18 protein-coding genes are annotated in these 21,702 nt (G+C 40.5%); 12 read left to right on the forward strand and 6 right to left on the reverse strand.

Annotated elements, in window-relative coordinates:
• The first annotated feature begins 54 nt into the window (after nt 1-54).
• From nagK to nagP, 4 genes are read left to right on the forward strand one after another with little or no spacing between them, the layout of a single operon-like run.
• Nucleotides 55-966, forward strand: a complete 912-nt coding sequence (nagK, locus tag PUND_RS15790; RefSeq protein WP_010389495.1) for an N-acetylglucosamine kinase — start codon at nt 55-57, stop codon at nt 964-966.
• A complete protein-coding gene (gene nagB-II, locus PUND_RS15795) occupies nt 966-1,964 on the forward strand; it encodes a glucosamine-6-phosphate deaminase NagB-II (RefSeq protein WP_010389493.1) in 999 nt (332 codons plus the stop codon). Before nagK ends, nagB-II begins: the two co-directional genes overlap by 1 nt.
• Entirely contained in the window at nt 1,965-3,092 is a 1,128-nt protein-coding gene (gene nagA / locus PUND_RS15800) for an N-acetylglucosamine-6-phosphate deacetylase (RefSeq protein WP_010389492.1), read from the forward strand.
• 32 nt (nt 3,093-3,124) lie between these two features.
• Entirely contained in the window at nt 3,125-4,420 is a 1,296-nt protein-coding gene (gene nagP, locus PUND_RS15805) for an N-acetylglucosamine MFS transporter NagP (protein ID WP_010389491.1), read from the forward strand.
• A gap of 68 nt (nt 4,421-4,488) precedes the next feature.
• Here nagP and PUND_RS15810 read toward each other — a convergent pair whose 3' ends face one another.
• Together PUND_RS15810 and PUND_RS15815 are read right to left on the reverse strand one after the other, a co-directional pair.
• The gene (locus tag PUND_RS15810; protein WP_010389489.1) at nt 4,489-5,988 is read right to left on the reverse strand and encodes a phospholipase effector Tle1 domain-containing protein; all 1,500 of its coding nucleotides are present in this window, start codon (nt 5,986-5,988) and stop codon (nt 4,489-4,491) included.
• Between the two features lie 195 nt (nt 5,989-6,183).
• Nucleotides 6,184-7,488, reverse strand: coding sequence for an NAD(P)/FAD-dependent oxidoreductase (locus tag PUND_RS15815; protein ID WP_010389488.1), 1,305 nt, complete (start codon nt 7,486-7,488; stop codon nt 6,184-6,186).
• 234 nt (nt 7,489-7,722) lie between these two features.
• Between PUND_RS15815 and PUND_RS15820 the strand changes: the two genes are divergently transcribed.
• The 4 genes from PUND_RS15820 to PUND_RS15835 all read left to right on the forward strand — a co-directional run bounded on the left by PUND_RS15820 (nt 7,723) and on the right by PUND_RS15835 (nt 11,718).
• Nucleotides 7,723-9,663, forward strand: a complete 1,941-nt coding sequence (locus tag PUND_RS15820; protein WP_010389487.1) for a RecQ family ATP-dependent DNA helicase — start codon at nt 7,723-7,725, stop codon at nt 9,661-9,663.
• Between the two features lie 106 nt (nt 9,664-9,769).
• Complete coding sequence (locus tag PUND_RS15825; RefSeq protein WP_010389486.1) at nt 9,770-10,843, forward strand: porin; 1,074 nt, start codon at nt 9,770-9,772, stop codon at nt 10,841-10,843.
• Nucleotides 10,844-10,854: 11 nt separating this feature from the next.
• A complete protein-coding gene (locus PUND_RS15830; RefSeq protein WP_010389484.1) occupies nt 10,855-11,262 on the forward strand; it encodes a substrate-binding domain-containing protein in 408 nt (135 codons plus the stop codon).
• Between the two features lie 153 nt (nt 11,263-11,415).
• On the forward strand, nt 11,416-11,718 hold the full coding sequence (locus PUND_RS15835) for a YkgJ family cysteine cluster protein (protein ID WP_010389482.1): 303 nt from the start codon (nt 11,416-11,418) through the stop codon (nt 11,716-11,718).
• 31 nt (nt 11,719-11,749) lie between these two features.
• Here the strand turns inward: PUND_RS15835 and PUND_RS15840 are convergent, their stop codons facing one another.
• A complete protein-coding gene (locus tag PUND_RS15840) occupies nt 11,750-13,114 on the reverse strand; it encodes a TrkH family potassium uptake protein (RefSeq protein WP_010389481.1) in 1,365 nt (454 codons plus the stop codon).
• A 2-nt stretch (nt 13,115-13,116) separates the two neighbouring features.
• On the reverse strand, nt 13,117-13,770 hold the full coding sequence (locus tag PUND_RS15845; RefSeq protein WP_010389479.1) for a potassium channel family protein: 654 nt from the start codon (nt 13,768-13,770) through the stop codon (nt 13,117-13,119).
• A gap of 281 nt (nt 13,771-14,051) precedes the next feature.
• Between PUND_RS15845 and PUND_RS15850 the strand changes: the two genes are divergently transcribed.
• From PUND_RS15850 to PUND_RS15865, 4 genes are all read left to right on the forward strand, one after another.
• Entirely contained in the window at nt 14,052-15,377 is a 1,326-nt protein-coding gene (locus PUND_RS15850; RefSeq protein ID WP_010389478.1) for a DUF4118 domain-containing protein, read from the forward strand.
• Nucleotides 15,370-16,038, forward strand: a complete 669-nt coding sequence (locus PUND_RS15855; protein ID WP_010389477.1) for a response regulator — start codon at nt 15,370-15,372, stop codon at nt 16,036-16,038. The genes PUND_RS15850 and PUND_RS15855 overlap by 8 nt, the downstream gene beginning before the upstream one ends.
• A 203-nt stretch (nt 16,039-16,241) precedes the next feature.
• On the forward strand, nt 16,242-18,356 hold the full coding sequence (locus PUND_RS15860) for an ATP-binding protein (RefSeq protein WP_240539526.1): 2,115 nt from the start codon (nt 16,242-16,244) through the stop codon (nt 18,354-18,356).
• Nucleotides 18,357-18,375: 19 nt separating this feature from the next.
• On the forward strand, nt 18,376-19,911 hold the full coding sequence (locus PUND_RS15865) for an HD domain-containing phosphohydrolase (protein ID WP_010389475.1): 1,536 nt from the start codon (nt 18,376-18,378) through the stop codon (nt 19,909-19,911).
• Between the two features lie 49 nt (nt 19,912-19,960).
• On the opposite strand, the gene PUND_RS15870 is transcribed toward PUND_RS15865, so the two are convergent.
• Nucleotides 19,961-20,578: a glutathione S-transferase family protein gene (locus PUND_RS15870; RefSeq protein ID WP_010389473.1), complete on the reverse strand. Its 618-nt coding sequence runs from the start codon at nt 20,576-20,578 to the stop codon at nt 19,961-19,963.
• A gap of 48 nt (nt 20,579-20,626) precedes the next feature.
• Complete coding sequence (locus PUND_RS15875) at nt 20,627-21,655, reverse strand: NADP-dependent oxidoreductase (RefSeq protein ID WP_010389471.1); 1,029 nt, start codon at nt 21,653-21,655, stop codon at nt 20,627-20,629.
• Nucleotides 21,656-21,702: the final 47 nt, after the last annotated feature.

The raw sequence follows: 21,702 nt of genomic DNA on the forward strand, positions 1-21,702 counted from the left end.
GTCCGGCTTTATTTTAGTGTTTTGCAAAACGGTCGAACAACTTAAGAGGCAAAAATGATCACCAACAATATTAAAAACAATCAACTCTTTGTGGGGATCGATGGCGGAGGCACTAAATGTAAAGCAATTATCGTCAATAGCTGTAATAACATAGTCGGCACCGGTGTGGCAGGCCCAGGTAACCCGTTACATGGTTTTAATCAAGCAACTCATTCTATTGAGCAATCAGCGCGTTTAGCATTACAAGATGCAGGGCTTAAAGATACGCCTTTATCTGAGCTTATTGCAGGGGTTGGCCTAGCAGGGGTTAACTTACCAAGTTTGCATAATCAAATGACACAATGGCAACACCCATTTAAAGCCATGCACTTAACTACTGATTTACTTATTGCTTGTATGGGCGCTCATCAGGGCGAGGATGGCGCAGTGATGATTGCTGGCACGGGTTCGTGTGGATTTTCATACGTTAATGGCCAATCGTTTATGATTGGTGGTCATGGCTTTCCACATGGTGACAAAGGCAGTGGTGCATGGATTGGCTTTACTGCTTGTCAGTATGTGCTGCTTAGCCTAGATAAATTAATCCCAAGTGGTGCGCTTACTAACTTGTTAATGAAGTATTTAGAAGTCAGCGATGCAATGCAACTTGTTGAAGTGATTGCCAATAAGCCTGCAGCCTTTTTTGCGCAACTTGCAGGTTGTGTTTTTCAATCAGCACAGGCGAACGATGCCACAGCAATTGCCATTTTAAAAGAAGGTGGCGCTTATTTAAGCGACATTGCACGACAATTATTAGATAAAAACCCACCAAGGCTTTCGTTTATTGGTGGCTTATCAACCGTGATGACAACATGGTTAGACCCAGACATACAAGCTATTTTATCAGCCCCATTATCGTCACCAGAAATGGGGTCTGTACTTTACGCTAAACAACAGCACGTTAATTACAGCAGCCAGGAGTTATGATGTTTAACACACTAATGGAAAAAGAAGCGGCGCAAACGCCAAATGTTATTGAAAAGCAAATTATTGCCAACCAACCTTTAGTGGAAAAAATTGGTCATAAGCTTCGCGATATGGCCCCTAAGGTGGTTATGATGATTGGTCGCGGTTCATCAGATCATGCTGGCGTTTTTGGTAAGTATTTAATTGAAATTGAAGCGGGTGTACCGGTCAGTTCAGCAGCGCCATCAGTGGCGAGTGTATATGGTAAAACATTAAAGCTTGAAGGCGCTGTTGTGATTGTAATTTCTCAATCAGGACGCAGCCCAGACATTCTTGCCCAGGCAAAAATGGCGAAAGAGGCGGGCGCTTATTGTATTGCGCTGGTTAACGATGAAGCGTCACCTCTACAAGACATAGTCGATGATTTTGTTCCTCTTAAAGCTGGCGATGAAATTTCGGTGGCGGCAACAAAAAGCTATTTGGCAACGTTATCAGCCCTAGTACATATTGTTGCTAATTGGACTCAAAATGAGTCATTATTACAAGGGCTTGACGAGTTACCTAGCGCGCTTAATGCCATTATAGATTCGCCAACTCAGCTGCAACCTACTGAGTTTGCAAATATTAAGAATATGGTGGTATTGGCACGTGGTTTAGGATTTTCTATCTCAAAAGAAATGGCACTTAAGCTTAAAGAGGTGTGTGCTATTCATGCTGAGTCATTTAGTAGTGCGGAGTTTTTACATGGTCCGGTGACCTTAGTTGAGCAAGGGTTAGTGATTTTAGATTGTTCGGTTGATGATGAAACCAAAGAGTCACATCAGCAGCAAATTGCTGAGGTCAAAAAACGCGGTGCACAAGTGATTAGCCTTAACCAACAAGGTATTAAAGTACACCCGCGATTAGCGCCATTTTTAGTATTACAGCGTTTTTACCTTGATGTGGCAAAAGTGGCATTAAGCCGTGGTTTTAATCCTGATGAGCCAAAGGGGCTTAAAAAAGTAACAAGGACATTATAAATGTCAGTTAAACGAATTCATGTAGCCCAGTTTTTTGATGGCGAGCACTTTGTTAACGACAAAGTGCTAAGCGTTGATGCGGGTATTATTACGGCAATAGATGATAACGTACAGCAGGCAGACGAGCACCTAACGGGTTTAGTCGCACCTGGCTTTATTGACTTACAAGTTAATGGCGGTGGCGGTGAGTTGTTTAACCGTACTAGCAGTGTTGCAGGGGTTAAAAAAATACTGCTAGCACATGCCAAATACGGTACAACTGCTATGCTGCCAACGTTAATTACTGACACTGTAGAAGTAATGCGCCAAGCAGCCGATGTAATTGCTAAGGCGATAGCCCAAAAAACGCCAGGTATTATTGGTATTCACTTTGAAGGGCCGCACTTATCAGTGGCAAAAAAGGGGGCTCACAGCGCTGATTTTATTCGTCCTATTTCTGAACAAGAGTGGCAGGTGTTATCTCGTCAAGATTTAGGTAAAGTCGTAGTCACCTTAGCGCCTGAAAATGTACTACCAAGCGATATTACCAAAATGCGCGATTTAGGGATTCAGGTTTGTTTAGGTCATACCAATGCAAGCTTTGGACAGGCTCAACAGGGCGTTGATGCTGGGGCAACCGGATTTACGCATTTGTATAATGCTATGTCACCACTACAAGGGCGTGAGCCGGGAGTGGTTGGCTGTGCATTATTAAATGATGATACTTATTGTGGCTTAATTGTTGATGGCCATCATGTTGATTACGCAGCATGCCAACTGGCATTAAAAGCAAAACCAATAGGGCACGTGTTTTTAGTTACTGATGCGATGCCACCAGTGGGAACAGATGACACTCAGTTTGCTTTTTTTGACCGAACTGTCAGCTTAGAGAATGGTAAACTCACCTCTACAACAGGCGAGTTGGCGGGTTCTGCGCTTGATATGGCAACCGCAGTTAGAAACACCGTGATTCATTTAAAACAGCCATTAGCGCAAGCGCTTAAAATGGCGAGTTTATATCCTGCTCAGTATTTAAAGTTGCCTGCCACACACGGGCGATTAATACCGGGTAGTCCAGCAGATTTTGTACAATTAAACACACAACAACAAGTCATTAGCACGTGGATTGGCGGCGCTCGGGTTTGTTAACAACATAATAAATATAAATAAAGGAAAATAACATGACAACCAATGTTATGGATACGTCCAAAAATAGTAGCGTGGTCCCCATGGCCATTGTTGCGGTATTATTTTTTATACTGGGCTTTGCTACTTGGCTTAATGGCTCGTTAATGCCTTACTTAAGTCAAATTTTACAATTAACCCCATTTCAAGGGTCGTTAATTTTATTTTCCTTTTATATTGCAGTCACATTTACTGCGCTGCCCTCGGCAGTACTGATCAAAAAGGTCGGCTACAAAAACGGTATGGCATTGGGGATGGGCTGTATGATGTTAGCAGGCTTAATGTTTATTCCTGCTGCTATGTCGCAGTTTTTTCCTTTGTTTTTACTAGCGCAGTTGGTAATGGGCGCAGGGCAAACCTTATTACAAACCGCGGTTAATCCGTATGTAGTACGTTTAGGGCCAGAAGAATCGGCTGCTGTACGTATTAGTATTATGGGGATTTTAAATAAAGGCGCAGGAGTTATCTCACCGATGGTTTTTACCGCCTTAATTTTAAGTAACTTTACCGGTACCGTGGGCACAGATCTAAGCCAAGAGCAAGTTGATGATATGGCAAATGGTCTTATTTTACCTTACTTAGGCATGGCCTTATTTATTGGTGTATTAGCTTTTGCGGTTAAAAAGTCTCCGCTGCCTGAGCTTATCAATGATGAAGTAGAAGCAATAAACGACAAAGGTGAAATTCGTGAAACACTCTCTCATCCAAACTTGGTGTTAGGTGCTATTGCTATCTTTTTGTATGTTGCGGTAGAGGTTATTGCTGGCGATACCATAGGTACTTTTGCACTATCGCTGGGTATTGAAAACTATGGGGTAATGACTTCATACACTATGATGTTTATGGTGTTTGGTTATATTTTAGGTATTTTACTTATCCCTAAATTTATCTTTCAACAAGCGGCCTTAACAGCATCGGCTGTATTGGGTATTGTGATCACCCTTTGCATTTTGTTTATTGATGCGCAGTCTTTTGTTATTGCCAATGCCATACTGGTGCCTTTAGGAGGCGCTAATTTACCAGATGCTTTACTGCTAATTGCCTTTTTAGGCTTAGCAAACGCCATTGTTTGGCCAGCGGTTTTCCCACTTGCGTTATCGGGTTTAGGTAAACTAACCAGCACAGGCTCAGCACTGTTAGTAATGGGTATAGCGGGCGGTGCATTTGGTCCGGTGTTATGGGGCTTACTGAGCGGCTTTACCTCGCTACAAACTGGCTACTCTGTATTGTTACCTTGTTACTTATTTATATTATTTTATGCCGTGAAAGGGCATAAAATGAAAAAGCAATAACATCCACCAGCTATCCCTAGCTCAGTGCACTTTGCAGTATAAAGTGCACTGATTATTAGGGCACTTTATCAGCTTAAGCGTGTTACCTTGAGCTTTATTCTGCCAGCATTCGCCCCATAAAAACGACTTAAATCATTAGCAAATGGACAAAATTCTCCTGACTTTTTAATGGTTATTTCAACGCCTTCGGCAATTTCAAATGCATGGTCATCGCTTTGGCCAATGGTCCCTATTAAGCTAAACCACTGCGCCGTGGCTAAACGCCTAAATGGCTCAAGTAATGCCATAGGGATTTCTTTAACGCCGAGTTGAACATTATCGCGATGCCAGCCAGAAGGAGGGCACTTTACACCATCGTCATACCAAAATTGGTTAGGGTAAGGAGTAAAGCGATACGTTGCATCTTGGGCAAGCATTAAGCCGGTAGCGTTGTAGGCTTCACTAGCGTACACCATCACATCTTTGCTTTGATTAACACTCAGTAAGCTCATATTTTGATTGGCGAGCATTATATGAGCACTTAGCCCCATAAAGTTTAGTGTACTGTCATCGCTGTAAATCATTTTATAATGTATATTTTTTAACGATTCAGGGCGATAGCTGGTTAGTTTATTAATTCGCTGTGCAACACTGTGATGTATTAATGGAGCGTTGTGGCTAATTTCATCGTTAATTAATACACAGCACAGCCTATCAACCAGCTTGAAAAATGGGTTTAACCAAAAGTAATTTTGTTGATGACTTAGCGCCAGTGGATCGGGAATAACAGTCACATCGTCTTGGGCAACCAAGTTACTCTCAGGTAAAAGGTTTTCATAGTCTATGTCATGGCTGGTTAATAACGAAACCGATAGCGGCTGAGCAATGAGCCACTCAAGCGCATAACGCAGGCAAATATCGGCAAGCCCATCGCGATAGTAGCCTCCTCCTACATCGGAGTGGGCTCCTGCAAACCACAGCTCGGTAATGTTTGCTTGTTGATTCATTAATGTGGGCTCAAAGGCCCGTCGTTTCTCATCAAGCGCAACACAATGCAGGGCCCCAGCGACATTATTGGCAATAGTATGGTTTTCAAAAACCACATGCTCTGCGCCACGGGTCGCTTTATTTATCTTTGACAGGCCAATTGAGGCCACGGTGTCAAAAACACACAAATATACTTGCTCATTTATTAATGGCTCTAGGCATTTAGCAAAACGCCTTGCTAATGCAGCGCCTCTGCTAAAACCGGTAAGTAGAACAGTATCGCCACTTTGATAATGCTGCTTAAAATCTGTGATAGCCTGAGTCAAAATGCTGGCCACATCTTCAGATCGTGGGGCAAGTGTTTGATTTAAAATTCGTTTTAAACGACTGCCTTTGGTGCCTATGCCTTGGTAATAAAAGCTTAGTTGCTGTGAAAATGGGGTAGTGGGTGAATCATCAAGTTTACCGCCGAGCAATAAGTGTAGTTTTAGAATATTAGAAATACTGGCGTCTTCTTTAAAATGCTCTGTACTGAACTGATCTGCGTCGCGGGGTTCACTGCCAGTACCATCAAAATTAAAAATAAGCGTTTTAAAGGTCATTACTAAATTCCGTGAGTGGTTTATGTAAATTTATATGGGAATTGTGAAAAATTAAAGACGGCGGTAATAAATATTTGTTTAATCTTATTTATTACCGCGGCTGATGTAGCTATTTAACCTGAAATCTAGTTAAGAGATTTACTAACATATTTAATCAAAATGATATTTATGTTTATTATCCGGAGTTCAGGTTATTTAGTGTAGTTTCATTTTTGGGCGAACAACACGCAGCACCTTTTCGCTGATCCACAAAGCAAAGGTTTTGGCACTGCCGTGGATAGCGCGCTGATGCATTCTATATAGTGAAATATACATAAAGCGGGCAATTTTACCTTCAATAAAAAAGCTACTACTGGTTAGGTTACCCATTAAGCTGCCCACCGTGCTGTAGCGCGATAAATTTACCAGTGAGCCATGGTCATTATATTCAAACTTTTTCAGGGGCTGCTCACGTAATGTAGCAATTAGATTTTTTTCAACGCATTGCGCCATTTGATGAGCCGATTGTGCGCGTGGCGGCACTTGCGTCCCATCGTCTTGGGTAAACGCGCAGCAATCACCAAGCACATAGATTTGAGGGTCTAGGCTACTTTGTAAGTAATCATTCACTTTTATTTGATTGCTACGTGTCAGCTCAAATATGTCTAGCTCTTTAATGAAGTCAGGGGCTTTTACCCCTGCTGCCCACACCATAATATCCGCATTTATTTGCTCGTCATTATTAGTGATAAAGCCATGCTCGGTTGCTTGTTTAACCTGGGTGTTTTCTCGTACGGTAACCCCTAATCTTAATAATTCACGTTTGGCTGAGCTAGCAATTCGCTCAGACAGGGCAGGTAAAATTCTGGGACCCGCTTCAATCAAATGTATGTGCAAGCGTTTCGCCGACATATTGGTTAAACCGTATATTTTGAGTAAATCAGAAACATGATACAACTCAGCTGAGAGCTCAACGCCAGTTGCCCCACCGCCAACAATAGCAATGTTTAATGAATGCAATGGGTCGTCGTCTTGATGAAGGCGAGTAAAGTTATCTAGTAAGGCGTGTTGAAAACGCTCGGCTTGTTGGTTTGAATCAAGGTAAAAGCAATGGTCTTTAATACCCGGGGTGTTGAAGTCGTTACTGACACTGCCAATGGCAATAACTAAATGATCATAGTGAACGGTTCGTTTAGGTAATATTTGATGCCCTAACTCGTCATATAGAGGGCTTAAGGTAATGGTTTTATTATTGTTGTCGAGGTTACAAAAAGTACCAAGTTGGAAGTTATAGTGGTGCTTGGCCGCATGCGCTGAGTATACAACGCCATCTAAATCCGCATCAATAGAGCCGGTTGCTACTTCATGCAATAACGGTTTCCATATATGAGTGCGGTTTTTATCAATGAGTAATATATTTGCGTGTTGTTTCTTTCCTAATTTGTGCCCTAATTGAGTTGCTAGCTCCAGCCCACCAGCGCCACCGCCTATGATGACAATTTTTGGTATGGTTTTGTCCATGACTATGCCCTTAAAAATAATATACCGAAGCAATTTCTGTACGTTGATTTTTAAAATGACTTGGGTATCAAAAAATTATTTTGGCAAAGCATGCTTTTATAGGACTATAGTGTGCGCCTAATTGAAGGATATGTCAGCAATAAATCCAACGATATGCTGTATACTGATATGCAAATATTTCATCTACTGCGCATTTACAGTATTTATGGGCACCGACATAAAAAGGACGCTTTTATGAGTACCTCGCTAGTTCAGTCTCTTGAGCAACATTTTGGTTTTAATCAGTTTAGAGCAGGGCAACAACAAACCATAGAGCAATTGCTAAATGGCCAATCATCACTGGCTATATTCCCAACTGGATCGGGTAAATCCTTGTGCTATCAACTTACTGCGTTACATTTACCGCATTTAACCTTGGTGGTATCGCCATTATTAGCGTTGATGAAAGATCAAATAAGTTTTTTAAACAGTAAAGGCATTTATGCCGCAAGTCTTGATTCAAGCCAAGATCAAATGCAAAGCAGTACCGTAATGAACGACGTGCGCAGTGGTAAGATTAAAGTGTTAATGGTGTCAGTTGAGCGCTTTAAAAACGAACGCTTTAGAGAATTTATTAGCCAAGTGGCACTTTCTATGTTGGTAGTAGACGAAGCGCATTGTATTTCAGAGTGGGGTCATAACTTTAGACCCGATTACTTAAAATTACCGCGTTACCGTGAAGAGCTAAATATTCCGTTAGTGCTACTATTAACCGCCACCGCGACTAAAAAAGTTAAACGCGATATGGCAGAGCGATTTGCTATTGATCCAAAATGCATTGTGCAAACGGGGTTTTATCGCGCTAATTTAGATTTAAATGTACTGAGTGTTAAAACGGCTGATAAAAATACTGAGCTTACTGGAATTGTCCGTACGCAAACCGGCCCCGGTATTGTGTATGTTACGCTGCAGCAAAGTGCTGAACAAGTGGCCAATATGTTAAGCGCACAGGGCCTGCAGGCGGTGGCGTATCATGCAGGGCTTGAAGACACCCTACGCGGACAAATTCAAGATGATTTTATGGCGGGAAAAATAAATGTAGTGGTCGCCACTATTGCCTTTGGCATGGGGGTTGATAAATCAGACATTCGTTTTGTAATTCACTACGATTTACCTAAATCAATTGAAAACTACAGCCAAGAAATTGGCCGTGCAGGACGTGATGGCAACCCATCGAATTGTTATACGCTGGCTAATCTAGATGGCTTAAATACAGTCGAAAACTTTGTGTACGGCGATACCCCAGAGCTCAGCGGTATTGAATATGTTATTAACGATATTCGCCAAGCTCAACAGCAATGGGAAATGCAAGAATATAGCTTATCGAGCGAGAGTAATATTCGCCAGCTTGCCCTTAAAACCTTACTGGTACAATTGGAAATGCAAGGTGCAATAACCCCGCAATATGCGTACTACGCCGATTTTAAGTATAAATTTCTAGTTGATAAAAATGAGTTGCTTAATCAGTTTGATCAGCAGCGCCAAGCTTTTTTAACGCAAATATTTAGCCATACCGACTTTAAAAAAATATGGGGTACACTTAACTTTGACTCTCTAACGCAAGCCGCACAGGTTGACCGTAAACGTGTGGTAGCCGCACTTGATTACTTAGCAGAAAAAAACCTTATCACCCTTGAAACCAAACGTATTACTCAAGTGTACAAAGTGCATAGCGAGGTGATTAATAACCCTGCACTTGCCCAGCAGTTACATGATTACTTTACCGATAAAGAGCAAGCTGAAATAAAACGGATTGCTGCTTTGGTGCGCTTTTTTGAGCTGCAATCTTGCTTAAGCTATAACTTAGCCCGTTACTTTGATGATGCAAATGCGCCACAGCAATGTGGGCATTGTAGTGTGTGCCGTGGACATGCGGTCAAGCTTGAATATTCAATCACTCCTGCAAAAATTGATACAGTACTTATATATCAAAAGGTGGATGAGCTTTTGGCGCATATGGCAACGAAAGGGGTGCATAATGTTGGCATTGAAACCCAATGTCGGTTTTTGGCGGGAATGAGTGTGCCGCTATTTGCACGCAATAAAGTACGCCAACTAAGTGGTTTTGCATTGTGTGAGCAACAGCGCTACAGCGAAATTAAAGCAATATTGCTATCAAGGTCGGCGCCTAATTAATATTAAAAAATCAGTCTAAAATAAAAAGTGTTAATTTTTTGTTTCTTTTTCTCGCTTTACTATACTCAATTTGGCTATGACGGCCATTATAATAATGAGGTGATCAATGAAACTGCAAAAAATTATACTATTGGGGGTATTTGTATCAGCAAGTAGTTATGCTGAAATTAATATTTCAGGTTTTGCGAGTATTAATGCGGGTAAAGTGCTAAGCGGCACCGGTGTCCCGCAATATGGCGTTGAACCAACCTTTCTAGCGGACTATCCAAATGTAAGTGCCTACACTGAAGATTTATCCTTTTCGCCAGAGTCTTTGATTGGATTACAGGTATCAGGCGACTTAGGTGAAGGCCTTTCTGTAACTGGTCAGCTAGTTGCCAGAGGAGTTAACGACTTTGAGGCAAATTTTGAATGGGCTTATATTTCTTACGATATTAACGATAATTGGACTGTTCAAGCTGGTAAGAAGCGTTTACCACTATTTTACTACTCAGACTTTTTCGATGTAGGTTATGCATATGTATGGATGCGGGCCCCTGCCGACAATTATACATGGCAAGTATTTAACTACGAGGGGGTTAATTTACTTTACTCAGGCTCTGTAGGTGACTGGGGAGTATCCGCGAACATTTATACCGGTAAAGAAGATGATGACGATAACAAGCTTTTGTCAGACTTCTTCTTTCAAGAGCCGACAAGAGAAATTTGGGAAGATATGTTAGGCGGCGTACTGTTACTTAATCGTGACTGGCTCGAACTAAGAGTGACCCACATGCAATATACCAACAAGCGTTTTCGCGCGGGTGAACCCGTTTTGTGGGATGGTAAAGACAGCAGAGATGGTAAATTTTATGGCTTAGCTGCAAACCTTGATTTTGGTGATTTTTTTGTTTTAAGTGAACTGAACCGCTTAGACCTAGATGGTAATCTCGATACTTATATGATCAGTGCGGGCTATCGTTTTGATTCAATTACACCCTATGTCATGTTTTCAGACTTTGAACAAGAAGGTGAGGGTGATACAGAGCAGCATAATACATTTGCTGTTGGTGTTAGGTGGGACTTTCATCCGTCAGCTGCATTTAAAGTGCAATACGATAGAGTCAAAGATGACTCGTTTGATTTAGCTGTGGCCGGTGATAGTAAAGCAATCACCCTTGGTGTCGATGTTGTATTTTAAGGAGAAGTAAAATGAAAAAATTAATATTATGTGTAATATTCTTGTTTACTAACTTCGCCTATGCAGAATTTGCTATTATCGTGCATCCTTCAAATGAAAGTAGTTTTGATGAGTCTGTTATTAGTCGAATTTATACAGGAAAAGAAAAGTCATTTAGCAATGGCAATAAGATCATTCCAATATCTCAAGAATCAAGCAGTGCTGCAACCGAGCAATTTAATAGTAAATTACTCAATAAAACGTCTTCTCAGTTAAAAGCATATTGGTCAAAACTGATTTTTACAGGAAAGGGCACACCGCCTAAAGAGTTAGAAAATGACAGTGAAGTAATCAAAATGGTCGCAGCGAACCCTGACACCATTGGCTTTGTTTCTTCATCAGCAGTATCGGATAACGTTAAAGTGGTTTTCACTTTTTAATCTACAACTAATAAGCGTGCTGATTAACCAGCACGCTTTTTTAGTAATTGGTTAATTACATATGACGATGTTTAAAATCTGACAGTTATTTTACTGTCACCGCTGCCTCGCTCGTGTATCCTATAGGTTGTATACCATTTATCAAAAGTCTGTATGTCAAACTCAATCATTGCTGTTGAAAATATCGATACAACCGCCGTCACTTGTGCTAATTGCCAAGCGTGTTGTTGCCAATTAGAAGTGCGTATTGTTAGTGATACTGGTGTCCCTTTTCAGTATATTGATTACGATAAATGGGGCAGCGAAGTAATGAAGCGCGGCGACGATGGTTGGTGCCAAGCACTCGATAGAAATACGTTAATGTGTACTATTTACGAAAATCGCCCATTAACGTGTCGAGAATTCGAAATGGCGTCTGATGAGTGTATTACCGAACGTGAATTAGCGGGTATTTAAAATGCGGGCTGATTAACCCGCGTTAGTGTTGTTAACCAATAGAGAGTTGCGCGCTTGGGTATCTTAGTTTTTTAGTGCGTGGACTTGCTAAAAAGTAGGCGAGAGTGAGCGGGCCTATTCTGCCCATAAACATTAAAAACATAATGATAAACTCCCCCAGCGGTGATAACGATGACGTTAAACCGCGTGAAAGCCCTACCGTACCCAGTGCCGATACCGCTTCAAAAGCAACATCTAAAAAAGGTGCATCTTCAACGACCAGTAATGTAAAAATAGCCAACCAAGTGACTCCCGCTGAAATAACGGTTAAGGCTAATGCTTTATACACTGAATCTTTGTCTATTTCTCGGCGTAACACGGTGACGCCTTTATCACGTCTTAAGTAGCTATAGGTTGCTAGTATTAAAACGATAAATGTAACGACCTTTATGCCACTTGCTGTACTCAAAGAGCCGCCACCGATAAACATAAGCATCATAGTTAAAGCGGTACTGGCATTTTTTAATTCTTCAATAGCAATGGTATTAAACCCCGCAGTACGGGGAGTAACGGCTTGAAACCAAGCTGCTAGCCATTTACCTACTTCAGATAACGGCTGCAGTGTTTTTGGATTATCGTATTCAATTACGTAAATAAGCAACAATGCAATAACGTTAATAATAACAGTGCTGATCAGCATTAATTTACTGTAGGGACTGAGCTTAGCCCAACGCTTTGACTTATATAAATCTGTTAATACGGTAAAGCCAAGGCCACCAATAATAAACAAACAGGTAATTGTTAAATTCACAACAGGGTCTTCTACATACTGCATTAAGCTGTTAGGACTTAATGCAAACCCTGCATTGTTAAAAGCGCTAATAGTATAAAAAAGTGCATGAAAAAAGCTTTTTTGTAAGCCCATTTCGGGTAGCCAATACAGCGTTAAAATAATAATGCCTACAGATTCAACGATTAGCGCAAACAGCAAAACAGACTTAGCGGTATTTACCAAAGTAGATGTATCTGTTTGATTAAAAGCAGCTTTAGTCACTGTTTTTTGAATAAAGCCAACTTTATTACCCAGTGCCATTAAAGTTACAACCGCAAAGGTCATTAAACCTAGACCGCCTAGTTGAATTAATAGCGCAATAACGCCTTGTCCAAAAGGAGTAAACACTGAACCTGTATCGACGACAACCAGTCCAGTTACAGTCACCGCAGAGGTTGCTGTAAACGCACTTTGTATCCATGAAATAGGCTCATAGGTTGCAAAAGGCAGTTTTAACGCCAATGCCCCAAGCGTTATTAATATTAAAAAACTGCAACATAAAATAAGCGGTGGAGCCGCATTGAGTTTTTTATGCCCACTGACTTTTCGCTCAATAGGCGTTTTGAGGGGATGCCATAAAACCATGATTATAAAAGCCTTGGTGCAAGATAGTTTAGTTCGACTCGATTACCTGATAACAGTAAGGTGTCGTAGGTAAGTAACTCAAAGTCATCATCAAGTTTGGCAAACGTTTGCTTGGCGCGCTTAACCAATAATGGGTCTACAGTGCGTTTCATTTCTTTTAGTAAATGCCCTAGTTTTGTTTTATGTAAGTGCGCTTTTATACTTACTTCAACAACGTATATGCCATTGCCTAGGGAAATATAGTCGTTCACTACAGGGTAATTAAGCGCTTGTGCAACTCGCACGCCCATTTCTTCTTCAGGATGAATAATGCGTGTTACACCTAATTTAGAAATAATTGTGTGATGGGCTTTAGTGCTCGCTTTTACCCATATTTGCTTAACAGCTAGGTTTTTTAATGCAAGGGTGCACAGAATGCTCGATTGCATGTCTTCTCCTATTGCCACTAAAACGGCCTGACTGCTCGCTAAATCAAGCTCTTTAAGTGCGGCTTCATCAGTGGAGTCGCAAACAACGGTTTCTGATAAATGCTCAACATATTTTTCAGCTAGTTTAGGGTTACTATCAACCCCAGTGACTGTATGCCCTAAATGAATTAACTCAAGGCTTGCTGCAATGCCAAATCGACCCAATCCGATCACTGTAAAATGTGCCATGTTGATACCTAAATTAAAGTTAAAAGAGAGAAGTGGTAAAGTTCATTTGGTCAATAAACAGTTAATACATAGGCTGTAAGCATCACTATTTTTATCCAACCCAACATACGTATTACTCCTTCTGCTGAAGTTAGAATATGAGTTATTAAAGTAACAATGTAGGTAGGCGTTAAAAGCTTTATAAAGATTTAACGAATCAGATAAAAAACTTTATAAAAACTTTATAGAGGCAATATCGAAAAGGCAGTAATCTAGGTTCTCAAATGTTAGAGGAATAATTAATGAATCAGGCAGAGGCTAAACCACGTTGGTATAACGCATTGTTTTTGGCAGTAATAATGCCATTAATTGTGGTTATTGCCATTTACCCTGTACGTAATTGGTTTACTACCACCGATATCGTGATGCTTCAGTTATTGTGGGTGACTTGGGTTGCTGTGCGCAGTAATCGTCGTCTTGCCATACTGACCACCTTAGTGAGTGTGGCGTGTACAGATTGGTTTTTTGTTGCCCCAAATTTTACTTTTCATATTGAAAACATAGAATATTTAGTAACCTTTATGGTTATGCTGATTGTTGGTTTTGTGATCAGCCAATTGGCAGGGGAGCTCAGTACTAAAGTTAGGGATGTGCAATTACATGCAAGTAATAGTCGCACCTTGTACGAACTGGCCAAAGACTTAAACAGCCTAGATACGCTGGATGAACAAAAAAAGCACTTTGTGCAGCGGATCAGCAAGCATTTAAACGCATCTTGTACATTTATACCTGCAGCATCGCAGGGCAATAGTGAGTTTATATTGCTTAGTGAAGTTAACCCTAGCTGGGGCGGGTTTAATTTTACTAAACGGTTAACGCAAGGGCAAAAATCCTTTGCGGACACCGCTATTTCGCTTCTTTATCAGGTACATGAAAAAACATTATTACGCCAACAGTCGGCTGCTATTTCGGTGCAAGCGGAATTAGAGCGCGCTAAAAATGCACTTTTACGCAGTTTGTCTCACGATTTACGCACACCACTGGCGACTATTATGGGCGCATCGAGCATGCTTGCAGATGATGAGATTACCCTCAGTGACAGCGTGATAAAAGAGCAAGCGAGTAATATTTATGAGCAAAGTAAAATACTAAATGAGCACTTTGATAAAGTAATGGAGTTAAGCCGAGTTAATAAAATGGGTGAAAATCTAAGTTGGCAAACAATAAACTTACAAGCACTACTTAGTGAAGCTAAAGCTAGAAGACAGCAGCAACTCACTGATTTTATCATAAATACCAATATAGACGCTCAGACAACATGCAAAGGGGATGTGACTTTGTTAGAAATTGCGCTGGCTAATATGCTCGAAAATGCATGGCGTTATGGTGATAAAAAGGTGAGCGTTGAATTTACGCAAAGTACTAATCAGCAAAAGGTAGTTTATCAGTTACTTCTAACTAATAACTTGGTAATTAAAGGGCAAACAAGTAACGATGAAGGCGTTGGGTTAGGCAGCATTATTTGTGATGTGGTTGCTAAATTTCACCAGGGCACATTTACATTAACAATTAATAACGAAGCAAATATGGCGCACGCAAAGTTAATCTGGGAAAAAAGTAATGACTAAAATCTTGATATTAGAAGATTCTCCCCCTCTACAAAGCTTTTTAAAAACCTTGTTGCAAGCCAGTGGTTACGAGCTAAGTATTTGTGATAAAGGGTTAGATGGTTTTGCACGTTTAAGTGAGCAAAGTTACGATCTTGTATTGTTAGACTTAGGCCTGCTAGACATGGATGGTCAAGACTGGTTAATTGAGTTTCGACAATGGAGTGCCTTACCTGTTTTAGTGCTATCAGCTCGAGATGGCGAAGTTGAAAAGGTCACTGCGCTTGATAATGGGGCAAATGACTATATTACCAAACCGTTTAGCGCCAATGAGTTGCTAGCCCGGATTCGGGTTTTATTACGTACCCAGAGCCAGCCGAGTGTGGCATTTACCTGCGGGAATATAAAAATAGATCCACAAAAGCACAGAGTAACCTCTTCTGGAAATGAGATAAAACTCACTAAAAAAGAGTACGCAATATTATTATTACTGTTTCAAAATAAAAATACAGTACTCACCCATAATGCAATCTTAAGCCATATTTGGGGAGCGCAGTACATAGACCGTCCTGAATACGTACGAGTCCATGTGGCACAGCTCAGACAAAAATTAGAGGCTAACCCCGCTAGTCCAAAATATATCTTAACTGAACCAGCTGTGGGTTATCGATTGGCCGATTAAAAATAAAAGTTTTGCAGAGTGTTTTTGTCTTTAAACCATACCCTATTTAACAATCTTATCTACTAGGCAGCTGGTATTTTAATACCCTTCTTTCACATTTATTTCTACACAATTCATTTGCCTAGAAAGTTTTTATAGTCTAATTTTTAAGCTTACTACTTCAAATCCTCAGGACATTGGCTTGCTTGTTTAAGCCTAAAATTATGCGACTAACACTCATACATTCTTTGCAAGGAAAAATGCTGCTGTATTTGGCATTGCCCGTTATGCTCATCATCGCGGGTATTTTGAGTTACTGGTATTCAACCAGCCTTAATCAGGCTGTTATGCAAGCAAAGCTTAACTTGAGTCAGACCGCCGATACTATTTCTGCAAAAGTAAATGAAGAGACGCAATTGGCAGTACGCACTACCGAAATTATGGCCTTAGCACAGCAAAATGGGTTGTTTGGTGATAGAGAGGCAAGTATTAATTTTGTTCGTGCAGTGCTTAAAATGAATCCTTCATTCGTGGGGGCTTCTTTTGGTTATGAGCCTAATGCCGATAATCAAGATCAAGCCTATATTAATGCTCCGTCATTAAAAGAAGGCGTTTATGTAAATCAAACCGGTCGTTTTTTACCTTATTGGCACCGTGACTTTAATGATTCTGAACGCTTGTTACTTGAGCCCTTGGTGGACATGGAATCTAGTCTTTATTATGAGGGAGTACGCCAACAGTTTTTACGTGATGGCAATACAGAGACGATGATCACTGAGCCCTATGTTTACGAGGGAAGAATGCTGGTTGAACAAAGTTCGCCCATTATCATTAATGATAAATTTGTCGGTATGGCAAGCGTAGATAGAGCGCTCGCTGACATCACTGAATTCTTGCAAACCATAAAGCAGCAATTAAAAATAGATGTTTTGTTACTCAGTCAGCGCGACAACGTGATTGCAACGACATTAAATCATTCAGGATTAAAAACGAAGGCCATTTTAGATACAGATTACGCAAGTATAGCCAAACAGCTAAAGTTACAGGGGCAAGAAAGAGAGATACTATCTGCGAACGATCCTTTTGATTCCGGGGTTTTCTATTTTGATAAAGCCAAGGTTGCCACTGGTAATTGGACAGTGATAGTGCGCCGCTCTGAAGCCGATATTATTGGGCCTATTCAAGCGCAATTTAAACCATTACTGGCAGCGGCTTTTGCAAGTGTATTACTGGTTTTTTTACTCTTTTGGTATTTTATTAACCGAACAACTAAGCGTATTAATATTGCTATTAAATCTGTTGAACAGTTAGCTAATGGCGATTTATCCATTCATGTTCAAAAATATATGACTCAAAATGATGAGCTTGGCACTATGTTTAGAAGTTTTGAGCGTTTAATTAAAGCCAGTAAAGATATTGATCAGGTTTGCTCTGCGATTGCAGCAGGTGATTTTTCTAAAACAGTTTCAAAGCGCGGTCCTTATGATCGTTTAAGTGATTCTATTAATTTAATGTCGAGTAAACGCCACGAGGCAGAGCAGGCTCTAGTTGAGCAAACCATAGAGCTTCGTCGCACTCAGCAAGAGCTTGTTGAAGCAGAAAAAATGTCGTCACTTGGAAGTTTAGTTAGTGGTGTAGCCCATGAGGTGAATACGCCGTTAGGCGTTTGCGTAACTGCGACGTCGCATTTAAGAGAAATGCTGATTGAAACTAAAAACAAGGTGGCTTCTGGCTCCTTGAGTAAAACGCAGTTTAGCGAGTTTATTAGTGAAGTTGATTTAAGTTGTGACATTTTACTAAAAAATATGCAGCGCGCCGCAGGTTTAATAAGCAGTTTTAAACGTGTTGCGGTTGATCAAACAACCGAAGAATTACGTAATTTATATATAAGTAGTTATTTAAATGAGGTGCAAAAAAGCCTTTACCATACCCTCAAAGCAACACCCGTTGACATTACTATTAGTGCGAAAGAACCTGAGCTTGAAGTGTATTCTGATCCTGGTGCTTTAGCACAAATCTTCACTAATTTAGTAATGAATTCAATTATTCATGGTTTTAAAAATGGCAGCCAAAAAGGGCAAATAAGTGTTCATATAGACTACTCAGATTCTGTTTGCATTCATTATCAAGATAACGGAAGAGGCATGACTGAAGAGGCAGAGAAAAAAGTATTTGATCCTTTTTACACCACAAATAGAGCAGGTGGTGGCAGTGGTTTAGGAATGAACATTGTGTACAACCTTGTTGTACATCGGCTAAAGGGGCAAATTTTTATAAAGGAAAAACAATCAACGGGAGTTTATTTTTTTATTCAATTCCCCTTAACGCTACCGAATTAATAACTAGTAGAGTGTGTTTATGGATTGGTTACAAGATGATGAAGTTGTAAAACAAGCGGTCGACAGCAAGCATGTTGAACCATGGAAAATCTTAGTGGTTGATGATGATGAATCTGTACATCAAGTAACTCAACTTGCAATGAAGCGCTTTGAATTTGAGCAACGACCTATTGAATTACATAGTGTCTACAGTGCGGCAGAGGCCAGAGAGAAACTACAAAGCTCAGAGCGCTATGCATTAATTTTATTAGATGTAGTAATGGAAACTGAGCATGCAGGATTAGATTTTGCACGATTTGTTCGCCAAGACTTACAAAATGTATATAGCCGAATTATTTTACGCACAGGTCAGCCAGGGGTTGCGCCAGAGCGCAGTGTTATTCGCGATTATGATATTGATGGTTATAAAGCGAAGAGCCAACTGCAAAGCCAAGATCTTGAATTGATTTTTTATACCTCTTTGCGCGCCTATCGCGATATTTGTATGCTACAAAACCATCGGCACAACTTAAAAAGGCTAATAATAGCAATTTCTACTATTACCCAAATTGGTGACTTGGTTGAGTTTACCTCTGTTGTAATGGAAGAGCTAAAACTAGTACTGAATATGAGCTCCGCCAATTTGTATATTGATGCGCCTAAGGTCTTTGGTATTTGCCAGTTAGATGAAAAGCTGCAGATGATTGAGGGAGAGCTTTCTGGCATACATTTATTCACGGGCAATGGAATTGACAGTATTCCACAAAAACATCAAGAGTATTTTTTAAGGGCAAAGCAAACTAAGCAGAATTTTATAGCAGAAGATCATTATGTTTATTTTCATCATTCGCAAAAAGGTTTAGATTCCATCTTAGCGTTTCAGTCGCTGCAGCCGGTAAAAAAAGAAGCTCAACAGCTAGTAGATTTATTTTTGGGTAATGTAGTACTGACCTTTGAAAGCCTCTTATTAGCTAATTCAATTGAAGAAACCCAGCAACTGGCTATTTCACTGATGGGAGGAGCGATGGAGTCACGCTCCAAAGAAACCGGCTCACATGTAATCAGGGTTGGTTTATATGCAAAACTATTAGCGCAGCTAAATAATCAAAATCAATCATATTGCGATAAAATTAGTTTAGCAGCACAGTTACACGATGTAGGAAAGGTGGGAGTTCCAGATTTAATTTTAAATAAGCCAGCTAAATTGGATGCTGATGAATGGGAAATTATGAAACAGCACACCACCAAAGGCTGGGAAATCCTCAAAGGAACAGCTAATCCTGTAATTGATATGGCTGCTAACATTGCAATTGATCATCACGAACGTTGGGATGGAGCTGGTTATCCACACGCAAAAAAACAGCAAGAGATCAGTTTAGAGGGGCGAATTACTGCGATTGCTGATGTATTTGATGCGTTATGTTGTCGTCGTTGTTATAAAGAGCCTTGGAGCATGGATGAAGCAAAGGCGGAAATAATTAAAGGCGCAGGTAATCATTTCGATCCGACGTTGGTTGAATTATTTGAATTGAATTTTAATGCGTTTAAACAAATTTATTTAGACAGGCCCGAGTAACGAGGTTGTCGCTCTGATTGCGTTAGCCACAATCAAAGCGAACATAAAATTAATCGTATTTAGCTTCAAGCTCGTTGGCAGTATGAAACTTTTCGTGAGATTGTAATTGCTTATCGTATTTAACTAGGTTTTTAAAGTGCCCTAGTTGGCCAGCGTTTTTAACGATTTCAACAATAAACGACATCATAAAATCGGCACCAGTGAGAGTATCGCCCACTAAATAACGTTTGCCTTCAAGGCGGCTGTTAAAGTAGCTAATTACTTTAGCGGTTTCAGCATCGGCATAGCCCTCTAAAAATTGCGTTTTAGCACCATCTTTCTGGACAAACATTTTTAGCAGAAGAGGTAAAATTGCAGAGCTTTCTGCAAAGTGAAGCCATTGTTGATAGTCTACAAATTCTGCAGTTCCTGTGGCTGGTGCAAACTTACCTTTGCCATATTTAGTGATCAGGTAATCTGTGATAGCGCCAGACTCGGCGATCACTAAGCCATCATCTTCTATAACTGGCGATTTGCCCAGCGAATGCACATTTTTAAGCTCATCAGGGGCTAAAAAAGTTTCAGTATTGCGCTGATAAGCAACAATTTCGTAATCAACCTCAAGCTCTTCTAATAACCAAATAATACGTTTAGAACGAGACTTGTTTAAGTGGTGTAGTTTAATCATTTTCTTCCTTATTGAGCTGTGTTGAATTACAACACAGCCTGAATGTTATTATAGGGGGCTGTTAATCTTTACTACGGTTTTACCGAAGTTCTTCCCGCTGATCATGTCGTTAAATGCGCTGATGGTTTTTTCGAAACCATCTACAAGATGTTCGCGGTATTGAACTTTTCCGTCTTGTAGCCACGTTTGCATGTCTTGTGCAAATTCGTCATAACGATCGCCATAGTCATCAAAAATTATAAAGCCCTGCATTTTAATTCGCTTAGTTAACAATTGTCCCATTAACATACCTAATCTATCTGGGCCTTCAGGCAAGCTGGTGGCATTATATTGCGATACCAAACCACAGATAGGCACGCGTGCTGAGGTATTAAGCAAAGGTAATACGGCATCAAACACTTTTCCGCCCACATTTTCATAATAAACATCAATGCCTTGCTCACATGCTTTTTCTAACTGCTCGGCAAAGTCATCCGCTTTATGGTCAATACATGCATCAAAGCCTAGATTTTCAACAGCATGCGCACATTTTTCGCTGCCTCCGGCAACGCCTACTACTTTACAGCCTTTAATTTTAGCTATTTGACCAACCGTTGCGCCTACTGGGCCTGTAGCTGCTGCAACAACAACGGTTTCACCCGCTTTAGGTGCGCCAATATCTAGTAATCCCATGTAGGCGGTAAAGCCAGGCATACCCATAATACCAAGTGCGTATGACGGATTTGTTGGCTCTTTACCTAATGACATTAAGCCCTCGCCATTTGAGATAGCGTAAGTTTGCCAGCCTGTATATGCTAATACCCATTCGCCTTCGCTAAACTTATCATTTTTAGATGATTCGACTTGGCAAACCGTTGCACCAACCATTACATCACCAATTTCTACAGGGTCGGCATACGATTTAGCATCGCTCATGCGGCCACGCATATAAGGGTCTAGTGATAAATAAATAGTACGCAGCAATACTTCACCATCTTTTAATGATGGTAACTCTACGTTTTTAAGTTCAAAATTTTCATTGGTAGGAGCGCCATGTGGGCGCGATGCTAAAGTAAATTGACGACTGGTTGTGGACATAAAAATCTCCATGATAGAGTGAAAAAACGACCTATATACCGAATGTT

This window comes from Pseudoalteromonas undina, assembly GCF_000238275.3.
Taxonomy (GTDB): domain Bacteria; phylum Pseudomonadota; class Gammaproteobacteria; order Enterobacterales; family Alteromonadaceae; genus Pseudoalteromonas; species Pseudoalteromonas undina.